Annotated in this window: 14 protein-coding genes; 11 read left to right on the forward strand and 3 right to left on the reverse strand. The window is 64.3% G+C overall.

Annotated elements, in window-relative coordinates; translation table 11 throughout:
- Positions 1–108 precede the first annotated feature (108 nt).
- The gene (locus Q8L25_RS06190; RefSeq protein WP_308924034.1) at positions 109–393 is read right to left on the reverse strand and encodes a hypothetical protein; all 285 of its coding nucleotides are present in this window, start codon (positions 391–393) and stop codon (positions 109–111) included.
- Positions 394–436: 43 nt separating this feature from the next.
- On the reverse strand, positions 437–826 hold the full coding sequence (locus Q8L25_RS06195; RefSeq protein ID WP_308924035.1) for a MarR family transcriptional regulator: 390 nt from the start codon (positions 824–826) through the stop codon (positions 437–439).
- 142 nt (positions 827–968) lie between these two features.
- Here Q8L25_RS06195 and Q8L25_RS06200 point away from each other — a divergent pair, with 142 nt between their 5' ends.
- The 10 genes from Q8L25_RS06200 (at position 969) to Q8L25_RS06245 (ending at position 15845) form a co-directional block, all read left to right on the forward strand.
- Entirely contained in the window at positions 969–1913 is a 945-nt protein-coding gene (locus Q8L25_RS06200) for a helix-turn-helix domain-containing protein (RefSeq protein WP_308924036.1), read from the forward strand.
- Between the two features lie 153 nt (positions 1914–2066).
- Positions 2067–3308 carry an acetylornithine/succinylornithine family transaminase gene (astC, locus tag Q8L25_RS06205; protein WP_308924037.1) on the forward strand — a complete coding sequence of 414 codons (1242 nt, stop codon included), beginning with the start codon at positions 2067–2069 and terminating at the stop codon, positions 3306–3308.
- A gap of 87 nt (positions 3309–3395) precedes the next feature.
- Positions 3396–4427 carry an arginine N-succinyltransferase gene (locus tag Q8L25_RS06210; protein ID WP_308924038.1) on the forward strand — a complete coding sequence of 344 codons (1032 nt, stop codon included), beginning with the start codon at positions 3396–3398 and terminating at the stop codon, positions 4425–4427.
- 12 nt (positions 4428–4439) lie between these two features.
- Positions 4440–5492: an arginine N-succinyltransferase gene (gene astA, locus Q8L25_RS06215; protein WP_308924039.1), complete on the forward strand. Its 1053-nt coding sequence runs from the start codon at positions 4440–4442 to the stop codon at positions 5490–5492.
- The gene (gene astD, locus Q8L25_RS06220; protein WP_308924040.1) at positions 5485–6975 is read left to right on the forward strand and encodes a succinylglutamate-semialdehyde dehydrogenase; all 1491 of its coding nucleotides are present in this window, start codon (positions 5485–5487) and stop codon (positions 6973–6975) included. Before astA ends, astD begins: the two co-directional genes overlap by 8 nt.
- A gap of 9 nt (positions 6976–6984) precedes the next feature.
- Positions 6985–8325 (forward strand): N-succinylarginine dihydrolase, encoded by a 1341-nt coding sequence (gene astB / locus Q8L25_RS06225; protein WP_308924041.1) that lies wholly within the window; start codon positions 6985–6987, stop codon positions 8323–8325.
- A 128-nt stretch (positions 8326–8453) separates the two neighbouring features.
- Positions 8454–13151, forward strand: a complete 4698-nt coding sequence (locus Q8L25_RS06230) for an NAD-glutamate dehydrogenase domain-containing protein (RefSeq protein WP_308924042.1) — start codon at positions 8454–8456, stop codon at positions 13149–13151.
- Positions 13151–14158: a succinylglutamate desuccinylase gene (locus Q8L25_RS06235; protein WP_308924043.1), complete on the forward strand. Its 1008-nt coding sequence runs from the start codon at positions 13151–13153 to the stop codon at positions 14156–14158. Before Q8L25_RS06230 ends, Q8L25_RS06235 begins: the two co-directional genes overlap by 1 nt.
- 150 nt (positions 14159–14308) lie before the next feature.
- On the forward strand, positions 14309–15265 hold the full coding sequence (locus tag Q8L25_RS06240; RefSeq protein ID WP_308924044.1) for a DUF2167 domain-containing protein: 957 nt from the start codon (positions 14309–14311) through the stop codon (positions 15263–15265).
- A 70-nt stretch (positions 15266–15335) separates the two neighbouring features.
- Entirely contained in the window at positions 15336–15845 is a 510-nt protein-coding gene (locus Q8L25_RS06245; protein WP_308924045.1) for a DUF1993 domain-containing protein, read from the forward strand.
- A gap of 6 nt (positions 15846–15851) precedes the next feature.
- On the opposite strand, the gene Q8L25_RS06250 is transcribed toward Q8L25_RS06245, so the two are convergent.
- Positions 15852–16403: a glycine zipper 2TM domain-containing protein gene (locus tag Q8L25_RS06250; protein WP_308924046.1), complete on the reverse strand. Its 552-nt coding sequence runs from the start codon at positions 16401–16403 to the stop codon at positions 15852–15854.
- Between the two features lie 160 nt (positions 16404–16563).
- Between Q8L25_RS06250 and Q8L25_RS06255 the strand changes: the two genes are divergently transcribed.
- Entirely contained in the window at positions 16564–17676 is a 1113-nt protein-coding gene (locus Q8L25_RS06255; RefSeq protein ID WP_308924047.1) for an NADH:flavin oxidoreductase/NADH oxidase, read from the forward strand.
- Positions 17677–17752: the final 76 nt, after the last annotated feature.

Here is a 17752-nt window from a genome sequence, read left to right on the forward strand (position 1 = left end):
CTTGATTTTTTCGCAAATAAAGCAAGTTGGTGCAAGCAACTGCCTGGTAAACGAAAAATGGGCATGCCGCAATCCATGCGCCATGCCCATCGGTGCAAATTTTACGGTTTACAACACTTCACTGAAGATCGCGTCGCAACCTTCCACCAGCTCATCGCTGTCTTCCAGTTCATCCGTCAGCCCCAGGTCGAACAACTCCTCGACCGCGTTCATGAAGCTGTTGTGCTTGGTGGCGCCGATCAGGCGGTAGATTTCGCCGTCTTCGTTGCGCACGCCGATGATCAGTTTTTCCTGGCGCACCAGTTCCGGCGTGCTGGCGTTGAGCAGCAGGTTACCGATGATGTGTTTGTCGAAATGGGCAGGTTTTTTGCCGTCGAGCAGGGAGGTTTTCAACTTGGTTTCCTTTGATATTGTTAGATGCTTGCTTGATGAGTTTTCAGCTGTGGCCGTTTGCAATGGCCTGTTTCAGTCCCGCCAGGGTCGTTTCCAGGCGGCTGAAATCGTCTTCGGTATAGCCTTCAAACAAGTGTTGCCCTTGCCGGGTGAGCTTGGGAAACACCTCATGAAACACTTGCTCGCCTTCTGTGCTCAGGCGCACGAAATAGGAGCGCTTGTCGCGCGTGCAGCGTTCGCGCTTGACCAGTCCTTTTTGCTCCAGCCGTTCGATCACGCCCGTCAGCGTACCCTTGGTGATCAGGGTTTTCTGGCCCAGTTCCTTGTAGGACATGCCGCAGGTATTGCCCAGCGTGGCGATGATGTCGAACTGCGCATGCGTCAGGCCGTACTGGCGCACGAAGTCGCTCGAAAAGCGTTCGAAGCCTTGCATGCATTCGGCCAGCAGCCGGATACTTTTTAAATATCGTTCACCCATAGGGCGTGATTATATCCTTCTGTCCGGCTTTTTTCCGGCACCCCCGAACTCCGGTATCATGTGCGCACTCCAGCCCTCGACCCGACTCCGCCTGCCGATGTCCTTTGCCAATCTCTCCCGTATCGGCCTCGATAAACCGCTGCGCTTGCTGCTGATCCATGCGGGCGACGCCGAATCGATTACCTGGGCCGGCCTGGTACAGCCGCTGCGCCTGTGCGCGCGTGCGTTGGGGCCTGATTCGCTGCAACTCGAGATCCGCACGCCCGAACAGGTGGCGGCCCAGGGCGGCCACTGGCATGTGGCCCTGCTGGTGGCCGACGAGACCGAAGAGCCGCTGGCCCCTGAATTGTGCCGTGCGGTGATCGAGCGCTGCCGCTCGGCGCCGTTCTGGGGCGGGGTGGGCGCGGCCGTGCTGTGGCTGGCCGACGCCGGCGTGATGGACGGCGTGCGCATCGCCCTGCCCTGGGCCTTGTATGCCGATGCGGAGGCCAAGGCCGAGCGCGCCATCCTGACGCCGCATCTGTTCGATATCGACGGTCCCCACATCACCTGCTGCGGCGGTGCCGCCAGCATCGATTTTTCGCTGACCCTGATCGAGACGATTTTCGGCGCCGACGCCCAGGCATTGATAAAAGAAGCGCTGTGCGTGGACAAGGTGCGCGGCAAGGAGGAGCGCCAGCGGGTGGCCCTGCAGGCGCGCTTCGGCGTGCTGCAGCCGAAATTGTCGGAAGCGGTGACCTTGATGGAAACCAATATCGAGGAGCCGCTGTCGACCGACGACATCGCCAGCCTGGTGGGCCTGTCGCGGCGCCAGCTGGAACGGCTGTTCAAGCAATACCTGGGCAGCCTGCCGTCGCGCTACTACCTGGAGCTGCGATTGCAACGATCACGGCAACTATTGCTTGATACACACTATTCCATTGTGCAAGTAGGGCTGATGTGCGGCTTTTCGTCCGGCTCGCACTTTTCCACCGCGTTTGGCACGCTGTTCGGCAACACTCCCCGCGAAGAGCGCCAAAGGAAACTGATGCCGCCAGGCTAGACTCCATCAGGGTTGCCACGGGATTTACATGTGATGAATTGTGAAAAACCTTGTCGCAGATTCAAAAGAGTTTTAGCATCCCGCTTTTTATAATGCAGTACACGCGCAGCTGTCGTAGCTGCGGGAGTACCTAACATATTGATGGGGAATGCTATGAATGCCAAGCTTGATTCGACCGTAACGGCTCGTCCAGTCACCCGCGAAACCTATGATCAGGTTCTCGTTCCCACTTACGCTCCCGCCGCCATGGTGCCCGTGCGCGGCGCCGGCCTCGATCTGTGGGACCAGTCCGGCAAGCATTACCTCGATTTCACCTCCGGCATCGCCGTCAACAGCCTGGGCCACTGCCATCCGGCGCTGGTCGAAGTGCTGACCAAGCAGATCAACACCCTGTGGCACCTGGGCAATGGCTACACCAACGAGCCGGTGCTGCGCCTGGCGCAAGCGCTGACCGAAGCAACGTTTGCCGACCGCGCCTTCTTCTGCAACTCGGGCGCGGAAGCCAATGAAGCGGCGCTGAAACTGGCGCGCAAATACGCGCATACGAAATTCGGCGCGCACAAGTCGCGCATCATCTCGTGCTTCAGCTCCTTCCATGGCCGCACCCTGTTCACCGTCTCGGTCGGTGGCCAGTCCAAGTACACGGAAGGCTTCGAGCCGCTGCCGCCATCGATCGACCATATCGCCTACAACGATATCGAAGCGGCGCGCGCCGCCATCGGTGACGATGTGTGCGCGGTGATCGTCGAGCCGGTGCAAGGCGAAGGCGGCGTGGTGCCGGGCAATCCTGAATTCCTCAAGGAACTGCGCGCCCTGTGCGACAAGACCGGCGCCCTGCTGATTTTCGACGAAGTGCAGTGCGGCATGGGCCGTACCGGTGCCCTGTTCGCCTACATGGGCTATGGCGTGACGCCTGACATCCTGACGGCCGCCAAGGCGCTGGGCAATGGCTATCCGATCGGCGCCATGCTGACCACCGAAGAGCTGGCGCAAACCCTGGCTGTCGGCACCCACGGCACCACCTACGGCGGCAACCCGCTGGCCACCACCGTCGCGTTGAAAGTGCTGGAAACCATCAACACGCCGGCCTTCCTGGCGCGCGTGAAGGAAGCCAGCGTCAACACCATCGCCATGCTCGAAGGCCTGATCAACGACTACCCGCAAGTGTTCTCGGTGGTGCGCGGCAGCGGCTTGTTGCTGGGCCTGGTCGTCAGCGATGCCTGGAAAGGCCGCGCGAAAGACATCCAGAAGGCGGCCGAGGCGCAAGGCCTGATGGTACTGATCGCCGGCATGGACGTGGTGCGCCTGGCGCCGGCGCTGATCGTATCGGATGAGCAGATTGCCGAGGCGGGTCGCTTGTTGCGCGCCGGCATCGACGGCCTGCTCAAGGCATAAGCCGGCAAGACACCGCAGCATCACTTCACCGGCCCGCCGCCTTTGCCGCGGGCCGGCCTGGTTTTACCCTGTGTTCAAGGAGTCTCCATGTATGTTGTCCGTCCGGTAGCCATCGCGGATATCGCGGCCCTCGAAGCACTGGCCGCGGTCACCATGCCGGGTGTCCATACCCTGCCGAAGACACGCGAGAAAATCGCCGCTTCCGTCGAGCGCTCCATCGCCTCATTTGCCGCCCACGTCGACATCCCCAGCGAAGAATCGTATCTGTTCGTGCTCGAATCGCTGCTTGATAACAGCATCTTCGGCACGGCCGCCATCTTCGCTTCGGCCGGCTCGAACGGCACCTATTTTTCCTTTCGCAACGACGTCATCCAGCAAGTCTCGCGTGACCTGAACATCAGCCACAGCGTGCATGCGCTGACCCTGTGTTCCGAGCTGACGGCGTACTCGCAGTTATCCGGCTTCTATGTGCGCAACATGGAGCAGGCGGGCCTGGAAGCGGCGCTGCTGTCGCGCGCGCGGCTGCTGTTTGCCGTCCTGGCGCCGCACCGTTTCGGCGACCGTTTCTTCGTGCCGCTGGCCGGCATCACCGATGGCAACGGCCAGTCGCCGTTCTGGGATGCGCTGGGCCGCAAGTTCTTCCAGATGGATTTTCTCGATGCCGAAAAGGTCATCGGCGGCGCCCGCAACCGCACCCTGATCGTCGAACTGATGCCGCACTACCCGGTCTATGTGCCGCTGCTGCCCGGCGACGCGCAGGCGGCCATGGGCCAGATCCATCCGAGCGGCGAACTGGCTTTCAATTTGCTGACGGAAGAGGGTTTTGAAGCCGACGACTATATCGATATTTTCGATGGCGGTCCGATCCTGCAGGCGCACAAGAATTCGCTGCGCTCGTTTACCGGGTCGCTGACCCGCCGCGTGACGGCCGGCATCACGCCCAGCCGCACCGGCCTGAAAGTCAATTATGCGATCGCCTCCGGCGCCGAGCGCAATTTCCGCGCCGTCACGTTTGCCTGCGATGCGCTGGAAGCGCAGGACACGGTGGGCCTGCCTGCCGACCTGCTCGACGCGCTGGCGGTGTCCGCCGGCGACAGCGTCATCTGCGTGCGCATCTAACCGAGGAATCCTATGCTAGTAGTTCGCGCCATCAACGCTTCCGACCTGGACGCCCTGTACGGCCTGGCCAGCCAGGTCGGCACCGGCATGACCACTTTAAAACCCGACATGACCATGCTGGGCGACCGGCTGGCGATTGCCTGCGCCTCGTTTGCCGAAACCATCCCGCCCGAGAAGCGCGACTACATGTTCGTCATGGAGGATACCGATTCGGGCCGCCTGGCCGGCGTGTGCGCCATCAAGGGCGCGGTCGGCCTGGAAGAGCCGTTTTACAATTACCGCATCGGCACCCTGGTCCATTCCAGCCGCGAACTCGATGTGTTTACGCGCATGGAAACGCTGTATCTGTCGAACGACCTGACGGGCAGCACCGAACTGTGTTCGCTGTTCCTGCACCCCGATTACCGCAGCGGCAACAACGGCAAGCTGCTGTCGAAAAGCCGTTTTCTGTTCATCGCCCAATTCCCCCACCTGTTCACGGAAAAGCTGATCGCCGAGATGCGCGGCTACCAGGCCCAGGACGGCAGTTCGCCGTTCTACGAAGGCCTGGGCCGCCACTTCTTCAAGATGGATTTCCACCATGTCGATGACCTGACCAGCCTCGGCAAAAAATCATTCATCGCCGAGCTGATGCCGCGCCAGCCGATGTACGTGGCCTACCTGCCCGACGAAGCGCAGGAAGTGATCGGCAAGGTCCACCTGAGCACGGCGCCGGCGCGCCGGCTGCTGGAACAGGAAGGCCTGCACTTCGAGGGCTATGTCGATATTTTCGACGCCGGTCCGGTGCTGCAGGCGCGCGTGTCGGAACTGCGCGCCATGCGCGACAGCCTGCCGGCCGTGCTCGACGCGCAGGCCAGTGCGGACAACTGCGCATTGCCGGCCGATGCCGAGCCTTACCTGGTGTCGAACACCGACCTGAAGGATTTCCGCATGATCGTCACCGACGCCATGCCGCAAGGCGGCAAGCTGGCATTGCACGACGATGAATTGCATCTGCTGCGCTGCCGGCACGGCGACACCGTGCGCACGCTGTCACTCAACCCGAGGAAGCATACCCATGTCTGAACAATTCAATCCAGCATCCGCCCCATCGAACTTCATCAACGGCGCCTGGCTGCCCGGCAGCGGCGCCGAACTGGTGACCATCGACCCGTCCAACGGCCGCCAGACCTGGGCCAGCCTGGCCGCGACCGAGGCGGATGTGGAACAGGCCTGCCTGGCCGCCCGCGCCGCCTTCGATGCCTGGGCCGACACGCCCGTCGACGAGCGCATCGCCGCCTGCGTGCGCTTTCGCGACCTGCTGAAAACCAATGCCGAAGAACTGGCCCTGCTGATCTCGGAGGAAGTGGGCAAACCCTTGTGGGAGTCGCGCACGGAAGTGGCCACCATGGCCAACAAGATCGATATCTCGGTGCAGTCGTACAACGCACGTACCGGCATCACGCAAAGCACCATTGCCGACGGCGACGCCGTGCTGCGCCACCGTCCGCACGGCGTGTTCGGCGTGTTCGGTCCGTACAATTTTCCGGGCCACCTGCCGAACGGCCATATCGTGCCGGCCCTGATCGCCGGGAACACGATCGTCTTCAAGCCCAGCGAATATGCGCCGCGCACGGCCGTGAAAACCGTGCAGCTGTGGCAGCAGGCCGGCTTGCCCGATGGCGTGCTCAATCTGGTCAACGGCGCGCGCGATACCGGTGTGGCGCTGGGCGCCAACGCCCTGCTCGACGGCGTGCTGTTTACGGGGTCGTGCCAGACCGGCGTCTCGCTGCACCGCCAGTTCGGCGGCCAGCCCGGCAAGATGCTGGCGCTGGAAATGGGCGGCAACAATGCGCTGGTGGTATGGGATGTGCAGGACGTGGACGCCGCCGTGCACCACGCGATCTTTTCCGCATTTGTCTCGGCCGGCCAGCGCTGCACCTGCGCGCGCCGGCTGGTGGTGCAGGACAACGCTGCCGGTGCCGCTTTCGTGGCGCGCCTGGTGGAAGTGGCGGGCAAGCTGGGCCTGGGCGCCTCGAACGCCCAGCCCGAGCCGTTCATGGGCCCTGTCGTCTCCGCCGCCGTGGCAAAACGCCTGGTGCAGGCGCAGGCCGACATGGTGGCCAAGGGTGGCGTGACCTTGCTGCAGATGCGCCAGCTGAACCCGGAGGCAGGCTTTGTCACGGCCGGCATCGTCGACGTCACCGACGCCGTTGGCATCCCGGACGAAGAGTGGTTCGGCCCCTTGCTGCAGGTGATCCGCGTCAGCGATTTCGACGCGGCCCTGAAGGTGGCCAACGCCACCGAGTTTGGTCTCGCGGCGGCGCTGCTGTCCGACGACGACAATCTGTGGAAGAAATTCCAGACGCGCGCGCGCGCCGGCATCATCAACTGGAACCGCCCGACCACGGGCGCGGCCAGCACGGCGCCGTTCGGCGGCATCGGCAAGTCGGGCAATCATCGGCCGAGCGCCTATTACGCGGCCGATTACTGCGCCTATCCGGTCGCCTCGATCGAAAACGCGACCTTGTCCCTGCCGGCCAAGCTGTCGCCCGGTTTGCATTTCTAAGGAGTGACCATGCACGGCACGCGCGAATACAATTTTGACGGCCTGGTGGGCCCCTCGCACAACTATGCGGGGCTCTCGTTCGGCAATGTCGCCTCGTTCAGCAACGTCAAAAGCGCCTCGAACCCGAAGCAGGCCGCCTTGCAGGGCCTGGCCAAGATGCGCGCGCTGGCCGCGCGCGGTTTTGCGCAAGCGCTGTTGCCGCCGCAGGACCGGCCCAACTTCCGCTTGCTGCGCTCGATAGGGTTCACCGGCAGCGACGCCGAGGTGCTGGCGCGCGCGTACAAGGAGTCGCCGGTGATCCTGGCCTGCGCCTATTCCGCCTCGCCCATGTGGACGGCGAATGCCGCCACCGTCAGTCCGTCGGCCGATACCGCTGACGGGCGCGTGCACTTTACGGCCGCCAACCTGAACAACAAGCTGCACCGCGCCTTCGAGCATGGTCAGTCGGCGCGCAGCCTGCGCGCCATCTTCGGCGATGAAAAACACTTTGCCGTGCATGATGCGCTGCCGTCGACGCCGGCGTTTGGCGACGAGGGCGCGGCCAACCACACGCGCCTGGGCGCCTCGCACGGCGCGCCGTCGGTGGAGCTGTTCGTATATGGCCGGGTGGAGTTCGATCCTTCCGCCCCATCGCCGAAGCGCTACCCCGCGCGCCAGACGCTGGAAGCGTCGCAAGCCGTGGCGCGACTGCATGGCCTGGACGCGAAACGCACGGTCTACGTGCAGCAGAATCCGGACGTGATCGACCAGGGCGTGTTCCACAACGACGTGATCGCGGTCGGCAACGGCAATGTGCTGTTCTACCACGAGCAGGCATTTGCCGATGAAGAAGGCAGCCTGTCGCAGCTGCGCCGCGCATTGGCGGACGCCGGCGCGCAACTGGCGGCGGTGCGCGTCGACACGGGCCAGGTGCCGATCGCCGACGCGGTGACCAGCTACCTGTTCAACAGCCAGCTGCTGACCAAGGAAGACGGCAGGATGGCGCTGGTGATCCCGCAGGAATGCCAGGAAAACAAGGCCGTCTCGCGCTACCTGGAAGGCCTGGTGGCCAGTGAGGCGCCGATCGACGAGCTGATACATTTCGACCTGCGCCAGAGCATGCGCAATGGCGGCGGGCCGGCCTGCCTGCGCTTGCGCGTGGCCTTGACTGCATCGGAGGCGCGCGCCATGCACCAGGGTGTGATCATGACGGAAGCGCTGTACCATAGGCTGGTGGCCTGGGTGGAAAAGCACTACCGCGACCATCTTGAGCCGTCCGACCTGGCCGACCCGCAGCTGGCGCTGGAAGTGCATGCCGCGCTTGAAGAACTGACGGTCATCCTCAACTTACCGGGATTGTACGATTTGTAGGAACCGCACTATTGGCAATACCCAATGACAGAATTGGACGGGCCAACCCCGCCCTTTGACAGCACGGCCGGCCAGCCACAAGCCCGCATGGCCGCGCTGCACACACACTACCGACATGGAGATGCAAGATGAACCACACGCCACAAGATTTGCGCACGCAAACGCTGCAACTGGTGCAGGCCAGCGCGGCCAGCAAGCCCGTCACCGAACTGGTACAAGCCTGGCTCGATTCGCTCGACGCGGAAGACCTGGCCGATATCGCGCCCGATAGCCTGGCGCCGGTCCTCGTCGACGGCTTCACGCAGGCGGCCACCCGCAGCGGCGACGGCTGCCAGATCGCCACCCTGCGCTACGCCGATGGCCGTGGCGGCATGGCGAGCGCCTTGCTGATCCTGAACCAGGACATGCCCTACCTGGTCGACTCCATCGTGATGGCCATGCGCCGCCAGCACCTGGCCGTGCGCGGCGTGATGAATACCGTGCTGCCGGTGCGCCGCGCCGGTGACGGCAGCGTGGAAGCGGTGCGCCAGCCGGGCGACCCGCTCGAGTCCTATGTGCTGGTGCTGCTGGACGAAGAACTGTCGCCGGACGCGCAAGCCGCGCTGGTGGCCGCGATCGAACTGGTGGCGCGCGACGCTGCCGTGGTGCGCCGCGACAGCGCCGCCATGGACGAACGCCTGTCGGCGGTGGCCGCCACCACCCAGGGCGAAGAAGGCCCGGAAGTGGCCGCCTTCCTGGAATGGGCGCGCAGCGGTGGTTTTGAAGTCTTCGGTTATGGCTACTATCGCGTCAAGCCCGGCGTGCGCGAACTGGAACGCGACCTGCCGAGCCGCATCGGCGTGCTGCAGGACACCACGCATCCCATTTACGACACCAGCCTGGCGAATATTCCCGGCGACTTCGACACCCTGGCCAAGCGTGAATCGGCCCTGTCCATCGTCAAGGCCGACGTGGCGGGCACCTTGCACCGCGACCAGCAGTTAGATTTCATCGGCGTGCGCGACACCGACGCGCAAGGCGCCATCCTCGGCGAACATTGTTTTGTCGGCCTGTTTACACGCGCCGGCAATTCCACCCCGCTGGCGGCGCTGCCGTTTGCGCGCGGCCGCGTGGCCAAGGTCCTGAGCCTGGCCGGCGTGCGCCAGCAAGGCTTCCGCGCCGAGAAATTCCGTGAAATCCTCGAGTCCTTGCCGCGCACCGAAGCGCTGGAAGCGGACCTGGACTGGCTGGTGCAAGTGTGCGGCGCCGTCGTCTCGCTGTACAAGCAGCCGCGCACCAAGGTCTTCGCGCGCCGCGACGTGTATGCGCGCCATCTGAACGTGCTGGTCTACCTGCCGCGCGAGCGCTACAGCGCCAGCGTGGCCAGCGCCCTGGCCAAAGCCCTGAAGACCAGTTCCGGCGCCACCCATGTCAGCATGCAGACGCTGGTGGCCGACGGCCCGCTGGCGCGCGTCTACCTGATCGCCCATGCGGCGCGTTATCCGCTCGACCTGGAAACCGATATCGAGCAGCCGCTCCTGGGCGTGCTCGATGGCTGGCACAACGGCTTTGCGGCCGTCGCCGACGCCGTGCCCGATGTCGCCTTGCGGGCCAGCCTGCGCAAGCTGTGCGCCACCCTGCCGCTCGACTACGTGGCCGCCACCGCGCCGGCCGTCGCCTACCGCGACCTCGACACCATCCTGCGCAATACCGATGCGGCCAATGTGGCCGTGCGCATCGAGTCCGGCCCTGTCACCACCATCCGCCTGTATTCGGCCAACCGCGTGCCGTCGCTGTCGACCATCCTGCCGGCGCTGCATAACGCCGGCGTGGCGATCGACCGCGAGCAGGCCTATTCGATCTTCTCGCCGGAAGGCACGCGCTATTTCGTCACCAGCCTGACGGTCGACGCCGACAGCGCCGCCAAACTGGCGCAGCCGGACGTGGCGCAGGTGGCCGAAGAACTGTTCGCGGCCCTGTTCAACGACACGGCCGAAGACGGCCGCCTCAATGGCCTGGTGATCGAAGGCGGGCTGTCGACGCGCGAAGTGCAACTGGTGCGCGCCTATACCAGCTACTGGCGCCAGACCGGCAGCCGCTTCTCGGTGCGCTATATCGCCGAAAGCCTGCGCCGCCAGCCGGCCCTGGTCAAAGCCCTGGTCGACGCCTTCCTGCAGCGCTTCGACCCATCGCTGTCCGATGAACAGCACGCCGCCGCATTGGAAACCATCGTCGGCATCAAGGCGGGACTGGCGTCGGTCAACCATGCCGATACCGAGGAAATTCTGGCCGCGCTGGCCGACCTGATGGCGGCCACCCTGCGCACCAGCTACTTCCAGAACAATCAACAGGGCGACAAGATCATCTTCAAGTTCGACACCAGCAGCCTGGCGCTGGTGCCGGAACCGCGCCCGTACCGCGAAATCTTTGTCTTCTCGCGCCGCTTCGAAGGCGTGCACCTGCGCGGCGGCCCGGTCGCCCGTGGCGGCCTGCGCTGGTCCGACCGCATGGAAGACTACCGCACCGAAGTACTGGGCCTGGTGAAAGCGCAGATGGTGAAGAATGCCGTCATCGTGCCGGCCGGCGCCAAGGGCGGGTTTGTCTGCAAGCAGATGCCGAAAGACGCCGTGCGCGAAACCATCGCGGCCGAAGGCGAAGCCGTCTACCGCCTGTTCATCGCCAGCCTGCTGGAAGTGACGGACAACCGCTCGCTGGGCAATATCGTGCCGCCGGTCGATACCGTCTGCTTCGACGAAGCCGATCCTTACCTGGTGGTGGCCGCCGACAAGGGCACGGCCACGTTCTCGGACATCGCCAACGGCATCGCCGTGCAGCGCGGTTTCTGGCTCGGCGACGCGTTTGCCTCGGGCGGTTCGAACGGCTACGACCACAAGAAACTGGGCATCACCGCCAAGGGCGCGTTCGAAGCCGTGAAGCGCCATTTCTATGAAATGGACCACGACCTGAACACCACCCCGATCACCATGGTCGGCGTGGGCGACATGTCGGGCGACGTGTTCGGCAACGGCGTGCTGCTGTCGCGCCAGCTGAAACTGGTGGCGGCCTTTGATCACCGCCATATCTTCCTCGACCCGACGCCGGACGTCGCCGTCTCGTTTGAAGAGCGCGCCCGCATGTTCGCGCTGCCACGCTCGTCGTGGGAAGACTACAGCAAGGAGCTGATCTCCGAGGGCGGCGGCGTGTACCCGCGCAGCGCCCGCAGCATCGAGCTGTCGCCGCAGATCCGTGCCGCGCTCGATATCGCGGAAACGTCCTTGCCGCCGGAAGAACTGATGCACCGCATCCTGAAGTCGCCCGTCGACCTGTTCTATAACGGCGGCATCGGCACCTATATCAAGGCCTCGACCGAAACCCATGCGCAGGTCAAAGACCGCGCCAATGACAATATCCGCGTCAACGGCAATGAGCTGCGCGTGAAAGTGGTGGCCGAGGGCGGCAACCTTGGCGCCACCCAGGCCGGCCGTATCGAATTCGCGCTGGCCGGTGGCCGCATCTTTACCGATGCGATTGACAATTCCGCCGGCGTCGACTGCTCGGACCATGAAGTGAATGTGAAGATCTGGCTGGACGTGGAAGTCAATGCCGGCAAGCTGACGGAAGCGGAGCGCAACCGCGAGCTGTATGCGATGACGGACGATGTCGAACGCCTGGTCCTGCGCGACAACACGCAGCAGACGCATTTGCTGGTGCGCGAATTGCAGGCGCAAAGCGAGGGTGCGGTGCAGGATGGTTACGCCGCCCTGATCGCCAGCCTGGAAGAAGAGGGCGCCCTGTCGCGCGACCTGGAGCAGCTGCCGACGGTGGCCGAACTGGCGCGCCGCAAGCAGGACGGCCGTGGCCTCACCACGCCGGAGCTGGCGGTGGTGATCGCGAATGTAAAAAACCGCTACAAGCGCATCCTGGCCGCCCTGCCATTGACGGACGAGAGCTGGGCCGAGCCGGTCCTGAAACCGTATTTCCCGTCGCTGCTGGTGGAAACCCGTTCCGCGCTCGACCATCCGCTGGCCAACGCCATCCTGGCCACCGTGCTGGCCAATGAAGTGGTCAACCGCTGCGGCCCGCTGATGCTGCGCGAACTGGCAAGCGAACATGGCGTGGATGAAGCGGCCGTGATCCTGGCCTGGGGCCAGGCCCTGGTGGCCCTGAACCTGGCGCCGGTGTTCGACGCGCTCGATGCGGACGCCTTGACGATTCCGCGCGAAGTGTCGATCAAGGTCGATGCACAAACGCGCGCGCTGCAAAAAACCATGATCGCTGGCGTGCTGTCGGTGCCGGGCGAGCAATTGCGCGGCGCCGGCCTGGCCGAGCTGACCGGTTTGTTCGGCGCGCAATCGAAGCGCGAGCTGCTGCAAGCGGTCGGCATCAAGTCGGAAGCGGCGCTGGTGCCCGGCTTGACGCCGGCCTTTGTGCAGGCCTGGGATGCGGTCGATGCGCTGGACGTGGTGGCGGGCTTCCTGTTCCCGGCCCTGTCGGTGCCGCGCCCTGCGGCGATGGACCTGGCGGCGTTCCTGCAAGTGGGCCTGGCCCTGCGCAGCCAGGCCGGCATCGATACGCTCGAGCGCGGCCTGAAGCTGGCGGCGCAAGGCAAGTCGCAGGAACAGTTGCGCAGCTATGCGCAGCAAGCCCTGCGCCGTACGCAACAGCGCTTGCTGACGCAGGTGCTGGCGCGCGCCGAGCAAGGTGAAGGCAATGCCGTCGATGCGGTGACGAGCGCGCTGGGCCTGTCGGCCTATGTGGCGGCGACGGAACTGGAACAAGCCATGCTGGACGTCTGGACTTTGTCCGAGACGGTCAACAAGGGCGTGCCGGCGGAAGCGGCGGCCTGATGACGGCGGACGCGACACAATCTGGCGGCTTGCCGCCAGCCGTGCAGGCGCTGGCGCAGGCGGACTTCGGCGCTGTTGCGCAGCTGTTCGCCGATGCCGGCTTTGCCGTGGCGCTGCCGGCGCCCGGCATGCTGCAGGTGAAGTCCCATTCTGCGGACCTCAATCGCCCCAGCGTGGTGCTGTCGGTCGGCGTGCATGGCGACGAGACGGGGCCGATCGAAGTGCTGGCCCATCTGCTCGACGCGCTGTCGCGCGATGCGCACTCCTTGGCGGTCGACCTGCTGGTGTGTGTCGGCAATGTCGACGCCATCCGCGCCGGCAAGCGCTTTATCGATGCGGACCTGAACCGCATGTTCCGTCCCGTGCGCGGCAGTCTGGCGCAAGCGGCGGAAAGCGCGCGCGCCGATGACATGATCGCGGCAACCAGCGCGTTCTTCGGCGATGCGGGGCCAGTGCGCTGGCATCTGGACCTGCATACCGCGATCCGCCCGTCCGTCTACCCGACGTTCGCCATCGTGCCGGACCTGGTGGAAGAGGGCGCCAAGGCGGCGCTGATAGCCTGGCTGGGCCAGGCGGCGATCGGCGCCATCATCATGAATCCGCAATCGGCCGGCACCTACAGCTATTACTCGGCCGAGCATTGCGGCGCGGCCGCCAGCACGGTGGAACTGGGTCGCGTGGGCACCCTGGGCCAGAATGATTTATCGCTGTTCGACGACGTGGCGCAGGCGCTCGATGGCCTGTTGCGCGGCTTGCCGCAGCAAGCCGTCAAGGCGGCGCCGCATGTGTTCAAGGTGGCGCAGGAAATCATCAAGCACAGCGATGAATTCCGCATGGCGTTTGACCGCGGCACGCACAATTTCACGTCGCTGCCGCAGCATGCCGTGATCGCCAGCGATGGCGACACGGTCTACACGGTACAACATGCGGAAGAGCTGGTGGTGTTTCCGAATCCCGATGTGCGCGTGGGACTGCGGGCCGGGCTGATGGTGGTGCGCGTGGCCTGATTGTTTACTGATGCACAAGTCTATGGCGCCAGCGCGGGGTTACCTGCCTGGCGCCATTTTTGTTATTTCATTCCGCACGGCAATAATTATCCATCGAGCAATTATTTCATTTAGAATAACTGCTTCTCCCTCATCATCCCTGGATATCGTATGTTGAAACAGCTGCTGGCCGTTGTGTGCCTGTCTTTTGCCGGCCTGATGGCCAGCGCCCATGCCGCCGACAAGCCGGCCGCGCCGGAGATGACGGCGGAACAGTTCCTGGCGCAGTTGAAATTCCAGCGCGGCAAGATCACCTTGCCTGGTGGTATCGCCACCCTCGATTTGCCCGCCAATTTCCGCTATCTGTCGCCGGCCGACGCCGAGCGCGTGCTGGTTGACGCCTGGGGCAATCCACCGGGTTTCGAGTCGCTGGGCATGATCGTGCCGGCCGCCACCAGCGTGCTCGAGCGCGATAGCTGGGGCGTGATCGTCACCTATGAAAAGGACGGCCATATCAAGGACGACGATGCGGACAGCATCAAGTACGACGAACTGCTGAAAGACATGCAGGCATCCGTCCTGGAAGGCAACAAGCAGCGCAAGGAACAGGGTTATCCCGCCATCCATTTGATGGGCTGGGCGGAAAAACCCAGCTACGCCAAGGACAGCCATAAACTGTACTGGGCCAAGGACCTGATGGCCGATGGCGGCGCACATTCGCTCAACTACAACGTGCGCGTGCTGGGCCGAGAAGGCGTGCTGAACCTGAACGCCATCGCCGGCATGGACCAGATCGACACGATTAAACAGGAGATGCGGCAAGTGACGGCGTTTACCGAATTTACGCCCGGTAACCGCTATGCCGACTTCGACAGCAAGACCGACAAGGTGGCCGAATATGGCCTGGCGGCGCTGGTGGCCGGTGGCGTGGCGAGCAAGCTGGGCCTGTTCGGCAAGCTGATCGCGCTGCTGCTGGCTTTCAAGAAAGTGCTGCTGGTGGTGCTGTTCGGCGGTGCCACGGCGATCTGGAAATTTTTCACGGGCCGGCGCAAGCAGCCTCAACCGATACCGGTGGCCGACAGCCAGCCGCTGCATGCGGCCGACGGCAAGGTTAACCTGGACAAGTAGCGTGCCGCGTGCGCACGGCTTCGGCCGGCCTCGGCTACACTGGCTGATCGCCAACACTCAGGAGTGAAGAATGTCCGTATCCATGTACCAGGCCACCGTCCCCGTCTTCGTGCGCGGCTTGCGCGTCGTTTCAAACCTGCTGGAAAAAGCGCAGGCCCATGTCGAGCAGGGCGGCATCGTGCCGGAAATTCTACTGGGTGCGCGGCTGGCGCCCGACATGCTGGACCTGACGGCGCAGGTGCAGCGGGTCAGCGATACGGCCAAGCTGTCGGTCCAGCGCCTGAGCGCGATTCCCGCGCCCAAATTCGAGGACAATGAAACGTCGTTCGAGCAGCTGCAGCAGCGCATCGCCGACACCATCGCCTATGTCGAAGGCGTGAATGCCGGCCAGATGGCGGGCAGCGCCCAGCGCGAAGTGGTGCTGAACTGGACCGACGAGGGCACGAAGTTTGCCGGTGACGATTATCTGCTCAGCTTTGCGCTGCCGAACTTCTATTTTCACGTTTCGATGGTGCACGCCATCCTGCGCAACAACGGCGTCACCATCGGCAAGCTCGACTATCTCGGTCCTTACGACTGATTTTTATTAACGCTGCGGCTGCTGCACCTGGTTCTGCACCGCATTGCCCAGGAAGCCGCCGCCGATCACGCCGGCCACCGTCGCCAGCGCCTTGCCGCGGCCACCGCCCACCTGGTTGCCGATCAGGCCGCCAATTACGGCGCCGGTGCCGATGCCCACATAGTTGGGCTGGGCGGGCGCCTGTGCCTGTACTGGCTGCTGGCGTACCGGTTCGCGGTAGGCGTAATCGTCGTCGCGGCTGGCTGGGCGCGCTTGCGCCACGCGGTGGACCACGCGTTTGTGCACGACCGGTGCTGGCGCTGCTTGGGCTACCACGGGTGCGGCCACTGGCGCTGCAACCGGGGCCAGCGCTTGCGGCGCCACTGGCGTGGCCAGCGGGGCTGCCAGGTTAGTGGCCGCCAGCTCTGCCGGCACGGCCGGCGCATTGTTGGCGCGCGAGTTCGGCAAGATGCCGGCAATCGATGCCGCGCCGACCAGGCACAGTACCGTGGCGGAAATGGCGGCGCCGGCCATCAAGGGGTGGATGCGGGCGGTGGTGCTGGTGGCGGTGCTGTTCATGCTGGTCTCCTGAAAAACAATGTCTGGGTTGACGATGTGTCCAGAGTACCGGTGCTCCTCGCGGCAGGATAGACGTTGCGCTGTATCAAACGTAAGCAGGTGTAATCCACCGTTTTTCTGATCGCGGTACCATCTGTGCTTCATCAAGCCGGAGTCATCCATGAGCCAGTTATTCACGCCTTACCAGTTGGGCCCCCTGTCCCTGGTCAACCGCATCGCCATCGCCCCCATGTGCCAGTACTCGGCCGAGAACGGCAACGCCACCGACTGGCACATGATCCACCTGGGCCATCTGGCGCTGTCGGGCGCGGGCGTGCTGATGACGGAGGCGACCGCTGTCTCGCCGGAGGGGCGCATTTCGGCCGAGGACCTGGGCCTGTGGTCGGATGCCAACCAGCAAGCGCTGGGCAAGGTGGTGCAGGCGATACGCCGCCATGCATCGATGCCGCTAATCGTGCAGCTGGGCCACGCGGGGCGCAAGGCGTCGAGCCGCGCGCCGTGGCAGGGCGGCAACTGCGTGCACTTGTCGGAAGGCGGCTGGCAGACGGTGGCGCCGTCGGCGCTGGCCCATGCACCCGGTGAAACGGTGCCGATCGCGCTCGATGAGGTCGGTTTGCTGCAAGTAAAAGCCGCGTTTGTCGCCGCCGCCAAGCGGGTCCATGCGCTCGGCATCGAAGGCATCGAACTGCATGGCGCGCATGGCTATCTGCTGCATCAGTTTTTGTCGCCGCTGGCCAACCAGCGCACGGACGCGTATGGCGGCAGCCTGGAAAACCGCATGCGCTTTCCGCTGGAAGTGTACGAGGCCGTGCGCGCTGCCGTGCCCGCCAGCGTGGCGGTCGGCATGCGCATCTCCGCCACCGACTGGGTCGAGGGCGGCTGGGAGATCGAGCAAAGCGTGCGGTTTGCCCATGCACTCAAGCGCCTCGGTGCCGACTTTATCCACGTGTCCAGCGGTGGCGTGTCGCCGCAGCAGCAGATTCCCCTCAGCCCCGGCTACCAGGTGGGCTTTGCCGAACGCATCAAGGCAGAAACCGGCATGCCGACCATCAGTGTCGGCCTGATCACCGAGGCGCAGCAGGCCGAAGACATTATCGCCGGCGGCCAGTCCGACATGGTGGCGCTGGCGCGCGCCATGCTGTTCGATCCGCGCTGGCCCTGGCATGCGGCGGCCAAACTGGGCGCCCAGGTGCAGGCCCCGCCGCAGTACTGGCGCTCGCAGCCGCGCGAGTATAAAAACCTGTTTGGCGACACGACGCAAGGCCAGCGTTAGAGGAGCAATCCCGCATCCTCTGCTACACTGGCCGCTCTTTACCTCATTCTCCAGGACATTCGACATGCGCCATTGA

Source organism: Janthinobacterium sp. J1-1 (genome assembly GCF_030944405.1).
In the GTDB taxonomy this organism is placed as follows: domain Bacteria; phylum Pseudomonadota; class Gammaproteobacteria; order Burkholderiales; family Burkholderiaceae_D; genus Janthinobacterium.

Coding starts and splice junctions, on each gene's coding strand:
- astB (WP_308924041.1), top strand. CDS start 6,985: ATGCACGGCACGCGCGAATACAATTTTGACGGCCTGGTGGGCCCCTCG.
- Q8L25_RS06230 (WP_308924042.1), top strand. CDS start 8,454: ATGAACCACACGCCACAAGATTTGCGCACGCAAACGCTGCAACTGGTG.
- Q8L25_RS06210 (WP_308924038.1), top strand. CDS start 3,396: ATGTATGTTGTCCGTCCGGTAGCCATCGCGGATATCGCGGCCCTCGAA.
- astD (WP_308924040.1), top strand. CDS start 5,485: ATGTCTGAACAATTCAATCCAGCATCCGCCCCATCGAACTTCATCAAC.
- Q8L25_RS06240 (WP_308924044.1), top strand. CDS start 14,309: ATGTTGAAACAGCTGCTGGCCGTTGTGTGCCTGTCTTTTGCCGGCCTG.
- Q8L25_RS06200 (WP_308924036.1), top strand. CDS start 969: ATGTCCTTTGCCAATCTCTCCCGTATCGGCCTCGATAAACCGCTGCGC.
- Q8L25_RS06250 (WP_308924046.1), bottom strand. CDS start 16,403: ATGAACAGCACCGCCACCAGCACCACCGCCCGCATCCACCCCTTGATG.
- astC (WP_308924037.1), top strand. CDS start 2,067: ATGAATGCCAAGCTTGATTCGACCGTAACGGCTCGTCCAGTCACCCGC.
- Q8L25_RS06235 (WP_308924043.1), top strand. CDS start 13,151: ATGACGGCGGACGCGACACAATCTGGCGGCTTGCCGCCAGCCGTGCAG.
- Q8L25_RS06195 (WP_308924035.1), bottom strand. CDS start 826: ATGCAAGGCTTCGAACGCTTTTCGAGCGACTTCGTGCGCCAGTACGGC.
- Q8L25_RS06255 (WP_308924047.1), top strand. CDS start 16,564: ATGAGCCAGTTATTCACGCCTTACCAGTTGGGCCCCCTGTCCCTGGTC.
- Q8L25_RS06245 (WP_308924045.1), top strand. CDS start 15,336: ATGTCCGTATCCATGTACCAGGCCACCGTCCCCGTCTTCGTGCGCGGC.
- astA (WP_308924039.1), top strand. CDS start 4,440: ATGCTAGTAGTTCGCGCCATCAACGCTTCCGACCTGGACGCCCTGTAC.